Below are 14,181 nucleotides of genomic sequence, written 5' to 3'. Positions count from 1 at the left end.
GCGGGTGCGCCCTTTTTCGTGTCAGACCAGATCGCGCGCGAAGACGAGGCCGGTCAGCACGCCCGTGCCCCAGGTCAGCGCCGGCCATTCGTCGATCTCGAACTCCATCACCGCCGTCGCCCCGGTCGGGTAGCGGTCGAAGCGCGCATCGGCGGGCGGCTGCGCCAGCAGGGCGCGCGCGAAGAAGGCGGCGCCGGGATTGTGGCCCACCATCATCACCGTGCCGCCGCTTGCCCCGCGCAGCGCATTGATCATCGCGTCAGGCTCGGCGTGGTAAAGGTCGTCGCGGAAGGCCGTGGGCACCCGCTTGTCGAACCCCCTGGCGATCCGTGCCCATGTTTCGCGGGTGCGCTCGGCGGAGGAGACGAAGGCGATATCGGGCACCACCCCCCGCGCCGCAAGCCACGCCCCGATGGCGGTGGCCGATTTGCGCCCGCGCTTGTTCAGCGGCCTGTCATGGTCATCCATCAGCGGGTCCGCCCAGTCCGATTTGGCGTGGCGGGTGAGGATCAGGCGCAAGGTCATCGGGGATGAAAAGCTTTCATGTGGAAGCGGGATTGGTCATCGCTTCTACCCCATGCCTGCCCCACCGGGCAAGCGCGCCGGGCGCCGCAGCCCCGCGCCATGCAATCCGCGCCCTCTGGCCTGTCGAGGAAATCGTGACAGGCCGCGGTGTCATAGCCATTCGGCGAAAGCGCCGAGACCGGGCAGGCATTGCGGCAGGGCTGGTCCGGGCAGCTTTCGCACGGGTTCGCGGCAGGGGGCGCGGTGAGCGGTTGCGCCAGCCGCACCGCGCCGCGAAACGAGAGCCAGAGGCCGAGCCGGTCATGCACCAGCAGCCCCACCGGCGAGGTCCAGACCCGCCCCGTCGCCAGCGCCCAGGCAATGAAGGGCGGATAGGGCGGCCCATCGGAGGGAAACACCGCCTCACCGCCCCAATCGGCGGCGAGCGCCCCGATCACGCGCTTTGACCATCGGTCCATCGGATCGGGCCTGCCATCGGCATATTCCGGCGCGGCGGTGAAGGCGGGCCAGAAACCGGGCTCGCGCGGGGCGAGCAGCATCACCGCGCCGCCGGTTTCGCCGTCCGGCGCAATGCCGACCAGTTCGAGCTGGCGTGCGGCGGCCGCGGCGGCGTAATCCATCAGCCCTTGCGGATGATCGAACCGGCGCCGTGTTCGGTGTAAAGCTCAAGCAGGCAGGCATTGGGTGCGCGCCCGTCGAGGATAACCACCGCCCGCACGCCGCCGTCGATCGCATGCAGCGCCGTTTCGGTCTTGGGGATCATGCCGCCGGCGATGATGCCTTCGGCGGTGAGGTCGATGATCTGCTGCGAGGTCAGCTCGGTCACCACGCTGCCCGAAGCGTCCTTCACCCCTTCCACATCGGTGAGCAGCAGCAGCCGGTCGGCCTTCAGGGCGGCGGCCACCGCGCCGGCGGCGGTATCGCCGTTGACGTTGAAGGTCTCGCCATTGCGGCCCATGCCGATGGGGGCGATCACCGGGATGATCTCGGCCTCCGCCAGCTTGCGCAGCACTGTCGTGTCCATCTCCACCGGCGTGCCGACAAAGCCGAGGTCGGCATTCGTCTGCTCGCAGATCATCAGCTTGGCGTCCTTGCCGGTGAGGCCCACGGCCTTGCCGCCGGCATCGTTCAGCGCCTGTACGATCCGCTTGTTGACCCGGCCCGCCAGCACCATCTCGACCACTTCCATGGTGGCCTCGTCCGTCACCCGCTTGCCGTTGACGAAATGCGAATGCACGTCGAGGCGCTTCAGCATGTCGTTGATCATCGGACCGCCGCCATGCACCACCACCGGGTTTACCCCCACCTGCCGCATCAGCACGATATCGCGCGCGAAGGAGTTCATCGCCTCGTCATCGCCCATCGCGTTGCCGCCGAATTTGATGACGACGGTCGCCCCTTCGTAGCGCTGCAGATAGGGCAGGGCTTCGTTGAGCGTCCGGGCGGTGGCGATCCAGTCTCGATTCATGGTCTGCTTTCTCATCGGCATGTCCTCGGGGTGGCCGCCCCCGGTCTAGCGCCGCACCCCCGGCCTGCCAAGGGGCATTGCCACGGCCATGACGCGCGCGGTGGGCTGTGCCCGGCGCGCGCTATTCCAGCGTGGCGATGATCGCGCGCAGCGTGTCGATGCCCCAGCCCTTTTCCGACGAGGTGACCACCAGTTCGGGGAAGGCGGCGGGATGTTTCGACAAGGCGCCACGCACCTGGGCGAGCACCTTGGCGCGGTCGTTTTCCTTCACTTTGTCGGACTTGGTCAGAACCGCCTGGAAGGTCACCGCCGATTTGTCGAGCAGCGCCATGATCTCCTCGTCCACCGCTTTTACGCCGTGGCGGCTGTCGATCAGCACGAAGGCGCGGCGCAGGGTGGCGCGGCCGGAGAGATAGGCTTTGAGCAGGCGCTGCCATTTTTCCACCACCTTCACCGGCGCGTTGGCAAAGCCATAGCCCGGCAGGTCGACGAGGTAGGGCCCGCCGGTGGTGGTGAAAAAGTTGATCTCCTGCGTCCGCCCGGGCGTGTTCGACGCGCGGGCCAGCCCCTTGCGGCCGGTGAGCGCGTTGATCAGGCTCGATTTACCCACATTGGAGCGCCCGGCAAAGCAAACCTCTACCCGATCACCCGGCGGCAGCCCGTCCATCGCCACCACGCCCTTGAGAAAGTCGGTGGGCGCCGCGAAGAGCAGCCGCCCCGCCTCGCGCGCGGCGTCCGACGGCGGCTCGGCCTCGGGAAAGGGCAGGGGCGTGGTCATTCCAGCACCTCGACGGCGTCGCCGGTGCGCAGATCGCCGGTTTTCACCACCACGGCGTAAACGCCCATCTGCGCCGCACCGACCAGCGCTTTCAGCGCGCCCAGCGTATCGGCATCGCGTTCGCCGGTGCGGGTGCTGGCGGTGGTGGCGGCGCAGCGGGTGATCGGTTCGCGGATTTCCAGCTCGGCGAGGCCGATGCGCAGCCGTTTTCCGATCCAGTCGCGCTCGGCGAAGGCGGGCAGGTTTTCGAGGATCAGATTGCCGCGCCAGCGCTGCGGCGACAGCTTCTGGCCGAGATGCACGGCCACTTCGCGGTGCGAGTTCATGTTGATGAGCGAGACCGAGGCATAGCCGGTATCGGTCATCGCCACGCCCGGTGCGCGCACGAGGCGGGCGGGCAGGAGCCGGCCGCCATGGCTGATCGGCATGACCCACTGGATGAAGGCAAGCTCGTCATCGTGGTTGTCGGGGTCGATGGTCAGATCCGGCCGCTTCGGATGGCTCAGTGTGATCCGCTGATAGCCCATGTCGCAACGCACGGTGATCGCCTGCAGGCTGGGCGAGGAGGCGACCCGCTTGAATTCGTTGCAGGGCTGCCATGACGGGCGCTCGTGGTCGAAGCACGAACGCTCATGCGCCACTGCCCAGCGGCGATCCCAGGGCAGGGCCTTGCCTTCGCTCAGCAGCACATGGGTCAGGCTCTCGCGGCCATGCGACTTGATCGGGTGTCGCCAGATTTCCGCGAGATGCGGGATCATTTTTCATCCGCCTTCGGCTTTTTCCTGAAGGTCGACAGGATATTGCCGAAGAGGTCGGGCCGGTGGCCGTGGCTCCACATGATCGTGTATTGCTGCACGAAGGTCAGCGTGTTGTTCGCGATCCAGTAGAGCACGAGGCCCGAGGCGAAATTGCCCAGCATGAACATGAACACCCAGGGCATCCAGGCCATGATCGTGGCTTGCGTCGCATCGGTGGGGGCCGGGTTCAGCTTCTGCTGCAGCCACATCGAGATGCCGAGCAGGATCGGCAGCACGCCGAGCGAGAAGAAGGCAAACCAGCTATCGGGGCCGGGGGCGGTGTAGGGCAGCGCGCCAAAGAGGTTCAGCACCGAGGACGGGTCGGGCGCCGAGAGGTCGTTGATCCAGCCGAGCCAGGGCTGATGGCGCAGTTCAAGCGTGACGAAGATCACCTTGTAGAGCGAGAACCAGATCGGGATTTGCAGGAGGATCGGCAGGCAGCCCGAGGCCGGGTTCACCTTCTCGCGCTTGTAGAGCTCCATGACCTCTACCTGCTGCTTCTGCTTGTCGTCGCCCGCGCGTTCGCGGATCTTTTCCATTTCCGGCTGCAGCTCACGCATCCGCGCCATCGAGACGTAGGAGCGGTAGGCGAGCGGGAAGAGGATGACCTTGATCACGACGGTGAGGCCGATGATCGCCCAGCCCATATTGCCGATCAGCGCATGCAGCCAGTGCAGCAGCGCGAACATCGGCTTGGTGATGAAGAAGAACATCCCCCAGTCGATCGAATCGACGAAGTGATAGATGCCGTGTTCGGCTTCGTAGCCGCGGATCGTGTCCCATTCCTTGGCGCCGGCGAAAAGCCGGGTGGTGCTGCTCGCGCTCGCGCCGGCGGCGACCTCGACTGTGTCCTGCCGCAACCAGGTGTAGTAGTGGTCGGAGCCTTCGTCATATTGCGTCACCGCGTCGTATTGCGCGGTCGCGTCGGGGATGAGCGTTGTCATCCAGTAATGGTCGGTGATGCCGATCCAGCCGGTGCCGTCCATCCGGAACACTTCCGCATGGTCGCCCCATTTCGGGTCGGCCTCGAGATCGGCCATGTTCTTGTACTTCGTCTCGGTCAGGCTCTCGGCGGTCTGAACGATCGGGCCTTCCTGCAGAATGTAGAACCCGGTGAGGTCGTCCGGGATGCCGTTGCGCAGGATCACGCCATATGGGGCCAGGCGCTGGGCCGCGCCGGACTGGTTCTCGACCGATTGGGTCACCGTGAACATGTATTTCTCGTCCACCGCGATGGTGCGGCGGAAGGTCATGCCTTTGGCGTTGGTCCAGGCGAGGGTGACCGGGGTTTCGGCGGTGAGGGTTTCGCCCTCTTCCAGCGTCCATTGGGTGAGCGCGCCGGGCACATCGTCGGGGCCGAGGCTGCCGCCGGGCGTCCAGCCATACAGGGTGTAATAGGCCTGCTCCCCGTCGGCGGGCTTGAGCAGGGTGACGGTGGGCGAGCCGGGCGTGACCTCGGTGCGGTAGCTTTTCAGATGCAGATCGTCGATCCGTCCGCCCATGAGCGCGATGCTGCCCGAAAGTTCGGGGGTGTCGATCGCGATGCGCGGGCTGTCGGAAAGCGCGCCGCCGCCGGTGACGGCGGTGGGTGTTGCCGTGGCCCCGGCTGTGCCGGTGGGCGGTGGCGTCACGGCGCCGCCGGCGGTCTCGGCTGCCGGCGCGGCGGTCTCCACCACCGGCTCCGCGGGCGGGAACAGCAGGGTCCACACCGTGATCACCAGGAAGCTCAGGACAAGCGCCAGGATCGTGTTCGAGGTCTGATTTTTCATATCCACACCGCGTCGTTTCCGGTCACGGTGGTTCAACAGGGGAGGGGGGGAAAGGTCAAGCAGTTTTCCGGTGAACATGGCCGATCCGCGCCGTCATTGCGGGGTTGGCGCCGGGGCTGTCCGGCCCGGTAGCGGCTGCTCCGCGGTCCGCGCCCCGGCGGCCCTGTTGCGCGCGGAGGCCTAGCCGGTCTTGCGCGGAATCTCCGGCGGGCGGGCGATCTTCTGCTGATGCGCCGCGATCCAGGCGGCGGTTTCGGCAACGGGCATCGGTCTGGCGATGGAATAGCCCTGCACATGGCCGCAGCCGAGCTGGGCCAGCATCGCATGCTCGCCATGGCTCTCCACGCCTTCGCCCAGGGTTTCCAGCTCCAGCCGCTCGGCCATGGTGAGGATGGCGGCCACCATGTTCTGCTGGTCGCGGTCGGTATCGACATGGGTGATGAAGCTGCGGTCGATCTTGATCCGGTTCACGTCGAAGCGGCGGATATTGGCAATCGAGGCATGGCCGGTGCCGAAATCGTCGAGGTCGATCCGGCAGCCCAGCTTCGAGAGCGCGGCGATGTTGCGCGTGGTCGTGTCGTCATCGGTGCGGGCCACCACGTCTTCGAGGATCTCGATGGTCAGCCGGTCGGGCGCAAGCTCGAACCGGTCGAGTTCCCAGCGGATCTTGTCGTAGAGCTTCGGGTTGCGCAGCTCATCGGATGAGACGTTGACCGAGACGTTGGGCACTTGCAGCCCGGCCCTGTCCCAGTCGCGCAGCGCGGTGAGGGACTGAAACAGGATCACCTCGCCCAGCCGTTCGAACATGCCGGCGCGGGCGATGGCGGGCAGAAAGGCGCCGGGCGCGATCATGCCCTTTTCGGGGTGATCCCAGCGCGCCAGCGCCTCGAAGCCGGTGAGCGCGCCGGTATCGGTCGAGATCTGTGGCTGAAACCAGGCCTGGATCTGCCCCGCTTCCAGCGCCTTCACCACCTCGCGGGTCACATTGTCGGGGGCCGAGACGCGCGGGCGCATCGCCCGGGTGAAGGCGCGGATCGAGCCGGGGCCGGAGCGCTGCGCCTCGTCCAGCGCGCTTTCGGCGGCGGCGAGCAGCGCCTCGCCGGTGGCTTCCGTCACCCGCGCGGGGAGCGCGAAGCCGATGCAGGCCGTGACCAGCACCCGTGCGCCGCCAAGCGGGATCGGGGCGGCCAGCGCCTCCTGCAGCCGGGCGGCGAGCTGGATCATGGTTTCAAGGTCCACGCGCGGCGTTTGCGCGAGCGCGAGCCCGAAGCGCCCGGCTCCGAGCGCGGCGACGAAGTCGCCTTCCCGCAATACGCTCTCCAGCCTGTCGCGCCCGGCGCGCAGGACGGTGGCGAAGCCCTCGTCGCCATATTGCCGGGCGAGGTGGTGGGCATTGTCGATCTCGATCACCAGCGCAATCGGGTCGTCCCCCGCCCCGCGCCGCGGCTCGAGCATGCGGATGAGCTGGACCCGGCCTGGCAGACCGGTCACCGCATCGCGCCCCGTGCGCATTGGCCCCGGCCTTGCCATCAGCCCGAAAAAGGCGATCAGCGCCGGCACGATCACGGCGGTGGTGAGCAGCACGCCCTCGCCGCCGAACCAATAGGCCCCGAGCATGATCGCGGGCAGAAAGGCCGCGAGCTGCGGCCCGACAAGGGCGGCGCGGCTGCGCCCCCAAATCGACTGTATCTGGCTACCTGTCGCCCGGCCCATGCGCCGCCCTCCATAGCGCGGCGCAATCGCCGCTGCCGCCACATTAGGCGCTGGAGGTCAACCGTGGGTTAACGCGGGCCGGATTTTTCACTCGCCGATTGTGCCCGGCGTGCCGAGCGCCAGCCCGGCGAAGTCAAATAGCGCGGGGTCGAGCAGATGCGAGGGCCGCGAATTGGACAACGCCCGGAACATCTTCTGCCGCCGCCCCGGGCTGCGCCGCTCCCATTCGTCGAGCATCGCTTTCACCTGCTGGCGTTGCAGCCCGTCCTGCGAGCCACAGAGATCGCAGGGGATGATCGGGTAGCCCATGCCCGTGGCGAATTTCGCGCAATCCTCCTCGGCCACATGGGCGAGCGGGCGCAGCACGAAAAGGTCGCCCTCCTCGTTGACCAGCTTGGGCGGCATGGTGGCGAGGCGCGAGCCGTGGAAAAGGTTGAGGAAGAAGGTTTCGAGAATATCGTCGCGGTGATGGCCGAGCACCACCGCCGAGCAGCCCTCTTCACGGGCGATGCGGTAGAGGTTGCCCCGGCGCAGGCGCGAACAAAGCGCGCAATAGGTGCGGCCCTGGGGCACCTTGTCCTTCACGATGGAATAGGTGTCCTGATACTCGATCCGGTGCGGCACCTGCATCTTTTCGAGAAATGCCGGCAGCACGGTGGCGGGAAAGCCGGGCTGGCCCTGATCGAGGTTGACCGCCAGAAGCTCCACCGGCAGAAGCCCGCGCCATTTGAGCTCGTAGAGCACGGCAAGGAGCGTGTAGCTGTCCTTGCCACCCGACAGGGCCACCATCCATTTCGCGACCGGCCCGCTTTTGCCTTCGCGCGCCTCCGGCGCGACCATTCCATACTGGTCGATCGCCTCGCGGACGTTGCGGATGATCCGCTTGCGCAGCTTCTTGAACTCGGTGGACGAGGGCGCGTTGGCCAGAAGCGGGTGGATATCGTCGGTGTTGTCGAACATGCTGCTCCATACGGCGAAGCGCCCCGGAGGAGCAAGAGATATGGAATTGCGCAAGCTCGACCCGAACAGGCATGGGCGGCTCGTTGCCGGGCTGTTTCTGGCCTCGGCCGATTATGTGCGGCTGGCGGAAGGGGTGGAGCCGGGGCCGGCGCAGGCCGCCGCCTTCTTCAAGGGCGTGCCGCCGGGCGGCGATATTTCGCAATCGGTGAAGGTGGGCATGTTCGAGGGCGCGGCGCTGCTCGGCATCGCCGATATGGCCTTTGGCTACCCGGCCGAGGGCGATGCCTATATCGGCCTGATGCTCTTCGCGCCGGAGGCGCGCGGCAAGGGGCTTGGCCGGGCGCTTTTGGCGCTGCTGGAGGAAGAGGCGCGGGCGCGCGGCTCGGAGCGGATGTTCATCGGCGTGATCGAAAGCAACCCCCGGGGCCGTGCTTTCTGGCTGCGCGAGGGGTTCCTGCCGGTCAGGCGGCTCGGGCCAGTCAAGGTGGGCGCGCGGGCGCATATGGTCGAGCGCATGGGCAAGAGCCTGCAGCGGTGACCGGGGCGGGAGCCGCGCTCAGCGCAGCTCCCAGTAGGGCGTGGCCCGCTCATGCGGCTCAAGGCCGATATCGCGGCGCAGATGGTTGCTCAGCATATCCGCGTCGGCCCGGGCGCGCCGGCGCAGCGCCGTGCGGGCGGCCAGCGCTTTGACAAAGGCGCGCAGCGTCGCCAATGCGCCGTGGTGGTCGATCAGCCGCGCGAGCGTTTCGGCGGGCGGGTTCGTGGTTGCGAGGGTCATCGTGAATATCCTTCCGGGATTTTGATTCGCGGGCAGGGTCGGACCTCAAGTGCACTTTAGGTCAAGCGCAATGGTCCGGCCCCGCCCGCCGGGGTCATGGCCAGGGATGGCGCAGCGGCGGCGGCTCGCCACGCTCCGGCAGGCCGATATCGCGGCGCAGGTGGTCGGGCAGACTGTCGGCCTGCGCCCGCCGCCTGCCGCGCCGGATCAGCACGGCCCAGAGCGCGCGCAGGGTCGGCCAGGCGCCGTGGCGCTCGATCAGCCGGGTGAGAATCGCTTCCGGGGGCGTCACCCCGATGGAAATGGGTGTATCGGTCATCTGTCCTCCCGATGCGGATGGCATCGGGCTCCTTGAAAGAGGGAATAAGCCGGAAGGCCGGGCGCAGGGGGCGCTGCCGGTCAGGCTCGTGTCATGTCAGCGATGAAAGGGGCGCTGGGCGCGGTGCTAGCAGAGCCGCGAGGTGGCAAAGCTGCGTCGGCCGACATGGAGCAGTTCGGCGAAAGCACTGGTGCTGGTCATGAATGCCCCTCCCTCTTTGGTGTGTCGGACGAGGGCCGGATACCACATCGCGGCGCAAAAGACACCAAAATTGCGACAAGCTGCCGCAGCTGTGGCCCTGCGGCCACGGCTCAGCTTTCGGGATGGTCGTGCTTGTGGCCCTTTGGCTCCGGCACCGGGTCATAGCCCGAGCCGCCGAGCGGATGGCAGGAGAGCACGCGCCTGGCGGCGAGGTAGCCGCCCTTGATCCCGCCGTGCTTCTCCAGCGCTTCGAGCGCATAGGCGCTGCAGGTGGGCTGGTAACGGCAGGAATGGCCCACCCAGGGGCTGAGCACGGCGCGGTAGGCGCGCACGGGCAGCGAGAGGAGAAAGGCAAGCGGCGTCATGGCCCGGATATAAGCCCGGTCAGGCGGCGCGGCTAGGGGTGGCGGCTGCGACGTTTAGCTCGGCGTGCCGGTCTTGAGATCGCCCACGGCCAGCACCGGCGAGGCGTCCATCTCTTCGGCATCCAGCATCGCGGCCACCCGTTCGAGCGACGAGACGAGCTGCGCCTGCTCCCAGTCGGCCAGCCCCTCGAAGGCGCGCACGAAGCGTTGTTGCAGCGCGTCGGGCGCCTGCCCCAGCGCGTCGCGCCCGGCGCCGGTGATGGCGACGTTGGTCTGCCGCCGGTCGGTCTCGGAGCGCAGGCGGCTGACGAGCCGGTCGGCCTCCAGCTTGTCGACCAGTGCGGTCACCGTGGCCTGCGCCACGCCCATCTGCACCGCCAGCGCCTTCGGCGTCGCGCTGCCATCGGGACGGGCGGCGAGGATCTGCAGCACCCGCAGTTTCGGCGGCGTCAGCCCGGCGGACCGCGCCAGCTTGCGCTCATAGAGTTCGGTCGCGCGCAGAATGCGGCGCAGCGCGATCAGGCTGTCATCGGTGCGGTCGGGCGTCGTGGACATGGGGCGAGTATCGCACGGGCCGCCAGATTGCTTCAATCCTCTAAGCATTTTTGCTGGATCATTCATCTTGTGAAGGAGATGTTCTGGGGAATTGTCACAGATTTGTTGTAATAGTTTCTTAATTTGTTGGATATATCACAGGACAACAAGAAAACTACTTCAAAGGTTGAAATACATCTCAACCCCCTTTACTTAGACATCCAAAGCAAAAAAGAGGTCGTCATCCATGCCGAAAGACACTGATAAACCCCGAACGCGCGCGCCCCGCCTGCGCAAACCGCTTGCGACGGACGGGGCTGACATCTGGGCGCTTGTAAAAAGCTGCAAGCCGCTCGACGAAAACTCGATGTATGCCAATCTGATCCAGGCCGACCATTTCCGCGATACCTGCGTGGTCGCCGAACTGGATGGCGACATCGTCGGCTGGATCTCCGGCCACATGATTCCGGCGCGCGACGAGCTGTTCGTCTGGCAGGTGGCGGTCAGCCCGAAGGCGCGGGGCCTTGGCCTTGGCAAGACGATGCTGCTCGACCTGATCGAGCGTGACGCCTGCGATGGCGCCACCCACCTCAAGACCACGATCACCGAAGACAATGCCGCCTCCTGGGCGCTGTTTCGCAGCTTCGCGCGCGCCATCGGCGGCCAGCTTGACGATGTGCCGCATTTCGAGCGCGACGCGCATTTCGACGGGCATCACGACACCGAGCATATGGTGACGATCACGCTGCCCGAGGCCGATGCGCTGATCCGCGCGGCCTGATCGCATCCCCCATTCCCCACGCTCCCGAAAGGAGACTTCTCATGCCGAAGGACATGACCGAAACCCGTGACATCTTCGACCGCCGCGAAAGCGCGGCGCGCTCCTATTGCCGGTCCATGCCCGCGCTGTTCACCTCCGCGCGCGGTTCCGAGCTGACCGATGCCGAGGGCCGCAGCTACATCGACTTCCTCGCCGGCTGCTCCTCGCTCAATTACGGCCATAACGATCCCGACATGAAAGCGGCGCTGGTCGAGTACATCACCGCCGACGGCATCGCCCACGGGCTTGACCTGCACACCGACGCCAAGGGCGCCTTCCTCGCCGCCTTCGAGCGCCATATCCTCGCCCCGCGCGGCATGGATCACCGGGTGATGTTCACCGGCCCCACCGGCGCCAACGCGGTGGAGGCGGCGATGAAGATCGCGCGCAAATCCACCGGCCGCACCAACGTGATCGCCTTCACCAACGGCTTTCACGGCGTGACCATGGGCGCGCTCGCCGCCACCGGCAACGGCTATCACCGCGGCGGCGCGGGAATGGATGCTTCCGGCGTCACACGGATGCCCTTCGACGGTTATGCCGAGGGTGTCGACAGCGCCGCGCTGCTCGACCAGATGCTGTCCGACCCATCCGGCGGCATCGACGCGCCCGCCGCGATCCTGTTCGAGACGGTGCAGGGCGAGGGCGGGCTGAACGCGGCCTCGCCCGACTGGGTGCGCGCCATTGCCGAGGTGGCGAAGAAGCACGGCGCGCTGCTGATCATCGACGATATCCAGGCCGGCGTCGGCCGCACCGGCACGTTTTTCTCGTTCGAAGAAATGGGCGTGACGCCCGATATCGTGACGATGGCCAAATCGGTCTCGGGTTTCGGCCTGCCGATGGCGCTGGTGCTGGTGCGCCCCGAGCATGACGTGTTCGGCCCCGCCGAGCATAACGGCACCTTCCGCGGCAATACCCACGCCTTCGTCACCGCCCGCGTGGCGATCGAGAAATTCTGGGCCGACAATGCTTTCCAGCGCCAGCTTGCCGACAAGGCGGTGATGCTGACGACGGCGCTGCAGGAGGTGGCTGGCCTGGTGCCGGGCGCGCAGCTCAAAGGCCGCGGGCTGATGCAGGGGGTCGACGTGATCTCCGGCGCCCTTGCCGCCGATATCTGCGCCCGCGCCTATGACAAGGGGCTGGTGATCGAGACCTCGGGCAACGAGGACCAGGTGGTCAAGGTGCTGGCCCCGCTCACCACGTCGGCGGAGACCTTCCGCAAGGGCTTCAACATCCTGCTCGACGCCACCCGCGACGCGATGGCCGGGCGTAACACATTGGCGGCGGAGTAACCGGCATGATCGTACGCGACTTCAACGAGATTATCGAAAACGACCGCGACAGGGTGGTCTCCGATGCCGACTGGACCTCGGTCCGGATGCTGCTGGCCGGTGACGGTATGGGGTTTTCCTTTCACATCACCTTTCTGCAGGAAGGCTCCGAGCACACGTTCGAATACAAGAACCATTTCGAGAGCGTCTATTGCATGAAGGGCAAGGGCTCGATCACCGATCTCGCCACCGGCGAGACGCACAAGATCCGCCCCGGCGTGATGTATGCGCTCAACAACCATGACCGCCATGTGCTGCGCGCGGAGGAAGAGCTGGTGATGGCCTGTGTCTTCAACCCGCCCGTGACCGGCACCGAGGTGCACCGTGAAGACGGCTCCTACGCCCCGGCGGAAGAAACGGCCTGACACCATGACCCACACCGTGGAAAAAATCGGCGGCACGTCGATGTCGCGTATCGACGAATTGCGCGACACGCTGATCGTCGGCAGCCGGGAGGGGAGCGGCCTCTATGGCCGCATCTTCGTGGTCTCGGCCTTTGGCGGCATCACCGATCTGCTGCTCGAACACAAGAAAACGGGCGAGCCGGGGGCCTTTGCCGCCTTCGCCAATAACGATGCCGATCACGGCTGGCACGACCGGCTCGACAAGGCGGCGGCGGCGATGGTGGCGGCGCATAGCCGCGTGCTTGGCCATCCCGCCGATATCGAGCGGGCCGATGCCTTCGTGCAGGATCGTCTGCATGGTGCGCGCGGCTGCCTGATCGACCTGCAGCGGCTGTGCTCCTACGGCCATTTCCGGCTGTCGGAACATATGGGCCAGACCCGCGAGCTGCTGTCGGGGCTGGGCGAGGCGCATTCGGCCTTCGTCACCACCCTGATGCTGCAGCGCGCCGGTGTGAACGCGCGCTTCGTCGATCTTTCCGGCTGGCGCGACGAGGGCGATGTGAGCCTCGATGAGCGCATCCGCGCGGCGATGGAGGGCGTCGACCCGATGAGCGAGATGCCTGTCGTCACCGGCTACGCCCAATGCGCCGAAGGGCTGATGGGCGAGTATGACCGGGGCTATTCCGAGGTGACCTTTTCCCGTCTCGCCGCCCTCACCGGCGCGCGCGAGGCGATCATCCACAAGGAATTCCACCTTTCCTCCGCCGACCCGAAGCTGGTGGGCGCGGGCGCCGTCAAGAAGCTGGGGCGCACCAATTACGACGTGGCCGACCAGCTTTCCAACATGGGGATGGAGGCGATCCACCCGAAGGCCGCCAAAACGCTGCGCCAGGCCGAGGTGCCGCTGCGGGTGACCAACGCTTTCGAGCCGCACGACCCCGGCACGCTGATCGACGACCGGCCCGCCGAAAGCCCCGGCGTCGAGATCGTCACCGGGCTCGACCTTTTTGCGCTCGAATTGTTCGAGCAGGACATGGTGGGGGTGAAGGGCTACGATTCCACGATCCTGGAGCTGCTCACGCGCCATGGGGTGCGGATCGTCTCGAAAGTGTCGAACGCCAATACGATCACCCATTACGTCGATGCTTCGATGAAGGTGATGCGCCGGGTCGAGAAGGATCTGCGCGCGCGCTTCCCCTCGGCCGAACTGTCATTGCGCGCCGTGGCGATGGCCTCGGTGATCGGGCGCGATCTCTCGGGCCTCTCGGTGCTGTCGCGCGGGCTTCTGGCGCTGGGCGCGGAGGGGATCGAACCGATCGGCGCGAGCCAGGGGCCGCGCAAGGTGGATGTGCAATTCGTCCTCGACCGCGAAGACATCACCCCGGCCATCGCGGCCCTGCACGCCGCCTTGGTCGAGGGCGCCGAGCCCGGCCTGCGCCGCGCCGCCTGACGCCAGTGAAAAAGGCCCGCGAAACCGCG

The 14,181-nt window shown here is 66.8% G+C and carries 17 protein-coding genes; 5 read left to right on the top strand and 12 right to left on the bottom strand.

The annotated features are described in order from the left end of the window. Positions 1–21: 21 nt before the first annotated feature. The 8 genes from QMG28_RS15460 to ttcA all read right to left on the bottom strand — a co-directional run bounded on the left by QMG28_RS15460 (position 22) and on the right by ttcA (position 8,010). Positions 22–525 carry a SixA phosphatase family protein gene (locus tag QMG28_RS15460; RefSeq protein ID WP_281843220.1) on the bottom strand — a complete coding sequence of 168 codons (504 nt, stop codon included), beginning with the start codon at positions 523–525 and terminating at the stop codon, positions 22–24. Then, positions 522–1,145 carry a ferredoxin gene (locus QMG28_RS15455; RefSeq protein WP_281843219.1) on the bottom strand — a complete coding sequence of 208 codons (624 nt, stop codon included), beginning with the start codon at positions 1,143–1,145 and terminating at the stop codon, positions 522–524. Before QMG28_RS15455 ends, QMG28_RS15460 begins: the two co-directional genes overlap by 4 nt. Then, positions 1,145–2,008: an acetylglutamate kinase gene (gene argB / locus QMG28_RS15450; protein ID WP_281843218.1), complete on the bottom strand. Its 864-nt coding sequence runs from the start codon at positions 2,006–2,008 to the stop codon at positions 1,145–1,147. The genes QMG28_RS15455 and argB overlap by 1 nt, the downstream gene beginning before the upstream one ends. A 106-nt stretch (positions 2,009–2,114) precedes the next feature. Then, positions 2,115–2,771 (bottom strand): ribosome biogenesis GTP-binding protein YihA/YsxC, encoded by a 657-nt coding sequence (gene yihA / locus QMG28_RS15445; protein WP_281843217.1) that lies wholly within the window; start codon positions 2,769–2,771, stop codon positions 2,115–2,117. Further along, positions 2,768–3,529 carry an MOSC domain-containing protein gene (locus QMG28_RS15440; protein ID WP_281843216.1) on the bottom strand — a complete coding sequence of 254 codons (762 nt, stop codon included), beginning with the start codon at positions 3,527–3,529 and terminating at the stop codon, positions 2,768–2,770. The genes yihA and QMG28_RS15440 overlap by 4 nt, the downstream gene beginning before the upstream one ends. After that, entirely contained in the window at positions 3,526–5,337 is a 1,812-nt protein-coding gene (gene yidC, locus QMG28_RS15435; RefSeq protein ID WP_281843215.1) for a membrane protein insertase YidC, read from the bottom strand. Before yidC ends, QMG28_RS15440 begins: the two co-directional genes overlap by 4 nt. 180 nt (positions 5,338–5,517) lie before the next feature. Then, positions 5,518–7,050 carry a putative bifunctional diguanylate cyclase/phosphodiesterase gene (locus tag QMG28_RS15430; protein ID WP_281843214.1) on the bottom strand — a complete coding sequence of 511 codons (1,533 nt, stop codon included), beginning with the start codon at positions 7,048–7,050 and terminating at the stop codon, positions 5,518–5,520. An 87-nt stretch (positions 7,051–7,137) separates the two neighbouring features. Further along, positions 7,138–8,010 carry a tRNA 2-thiocytidine(32) synthetase TtcA gene (ttcA, locus tag QMG28_RS15425; RefSeq protein ID WP_281843213.1) on the bottom strand — a complete coding sequence of 291 codons (873 nt, stop codon included), beginning with the start codon at positions 8,008–8,010 and terminating at the stop codon, positions 7,138–7,140. A gap of 40 nt (positions 8,011–8,050) precedes the next feature. Here ttcA and QMG28_RS15420 point away from each other — a divergent pair, with 40 nt between their 5' ends. Continuing rightward, the gene (locus QMG28_RS15420) at positions 8,051–8,548 is read left to right on the top strand and encodes a GNAT family N-acetyltransferase (RefSeq protein ID WP_281843212.1); all 498 of its coding nucleotides are present in this window, start codon (positions 8,051–8,053) and stop codon (positions 8,546–8,548) included. A gap of 18 nt (positions 8,549–8,566) precedes the next feature. Here the strand turns inward: QMG28_RS15420 and QMG28_RS15415 are convergent, their stop codons facing one another. The 4 genes from QMG28_RS15415 to QMG28_RS15400 all read right to left on the bottom strand — a co-directional run bounded on the left by QMG28_RS15415 (position 8,567) and on the right by QMG28_RS15400 (position 10,228). Continuing rightward, on the bottom strand, positions 8,567–8,788 hold the full coding sequence (locus tag QMG28_RS15415; RefSeq protein ID WP_281843211.1) for a hypothetical protein: 222 nt from the start codon (positions 8,786–8,788) through the stop codon (positions 8,567–8,569). Positions 8,789–8,882: 94 nt separating this feature from the next. Then, the gene (locus tag QMG28_RS15410) at positions 8,883–9,107 is read right to left on the bottom strand and encodes a hypothetical protein (protein ID WP_281843210.1); all 225 of its coding nucleotides are present in this window, start codon (positions 9,105–9,107) and stop codon (positions 8,883–8,885) included. Between the two features lie 311 nt (positions 9,108–9,418). Next, the gene (gene yidD, locus QMG28_RS15405) at positions 9,419–9,673 is read right to left on the bottom strand and encodes a membrane protein insertion efficiency factor YidD (RefSeq protein WP_281843209.1); all 255 of its coding nucleotides are present in this window, start codon (positions 9,671–9,673) and stop codon (positions 9,419–9,421) included. 54 nt (positions 9,674–9,727) lie between these two features. Continuing rightward, positions 9,728–10,228: a MarR family winged helix-turn-helix transcriptional regulator gene (locus tag QMG28_RS15400; RefSeq protein WP_281843208.1), complete on the bottom strand. Its 501-nt coding sequence runs from the start codon at positions 10,226–10,228 to the stop codon at positions 9,728–9,730. Between the two features lie 226 nt (positions 10,229–10,454). On the opposite strand from QMG28_RS15400, the gene ectA reads away from it, so the two are divergent. From ectA to QMG28_RS15380, 4 genes are read left to right on the top strand one after another with little or no spacing between them, the layout of a single operon-like run. Continuing rightward, positions 10,455–10,988 carry a diaminobutyrate acetyltransferase gene (gene ectA, locus QMG28_RS15395; protein WP_281843207.1) on the top strand — a complete coding sequence of 178 codons (534 nt, stop codon included), beginning with the start codon at positions 10,455–10,457 and terminating at the stop codon, positions 10,986–10,988. Between the two features lie 41 nt (positions 10,989–11,029). After that, on the top strand, positions 11,030–12,319 hold the full coding sequence (ectB, locus tag QMG28_RS15390) for a diaminobutyrate--2-oxoglutarate transaminase (protein ID WP_281843206.1): 1,290 nt from the start codon (positions 11,030–11,032) through the stop codon (positions 12,317–12,319). A 5-nt stretch (positions 12,320–12,324) separates the two neighbouring features. Beyond that, positions 12,325–12,723, top strand: coding sequence for an ectoine synthase (locus tag QMG28_RS15385; protein WP_281843205.1), 399 nt, complete (start codon positions 12,325–12,327; stop codon positions 12,721–12,723). 4 nt (positions 12,724–12,727) lie between these two features. Continuing rightward, positions 12,728–14,152, top strand: coding sequence for an aspartate kinase (locus tag QMG28_RS15380; RefSeq protein ID WP_281843204.1), 1,425 nt, complete (start codon positions 12,728–12,730; stop codon positions 14,150–14,152). Positions 14,153–14,181 lie beyond the last annotated feature (29 nt).

Source organism: Sinisalibacter aestuarii, from assembly GCF_027923545.1.
GTDB lineage: Bacteria > Pseudomonadota > Alphaproteobacteria > Rhodobacterales > Rhodobacteraceae > Sinisalibacter > Sinisalibacter aestuarii.
The sequence above is the reverse complement of the archived record's forward strand: the minus strand, read 5'-3'. Positions and strand labels throughout refer to the sequence as shown.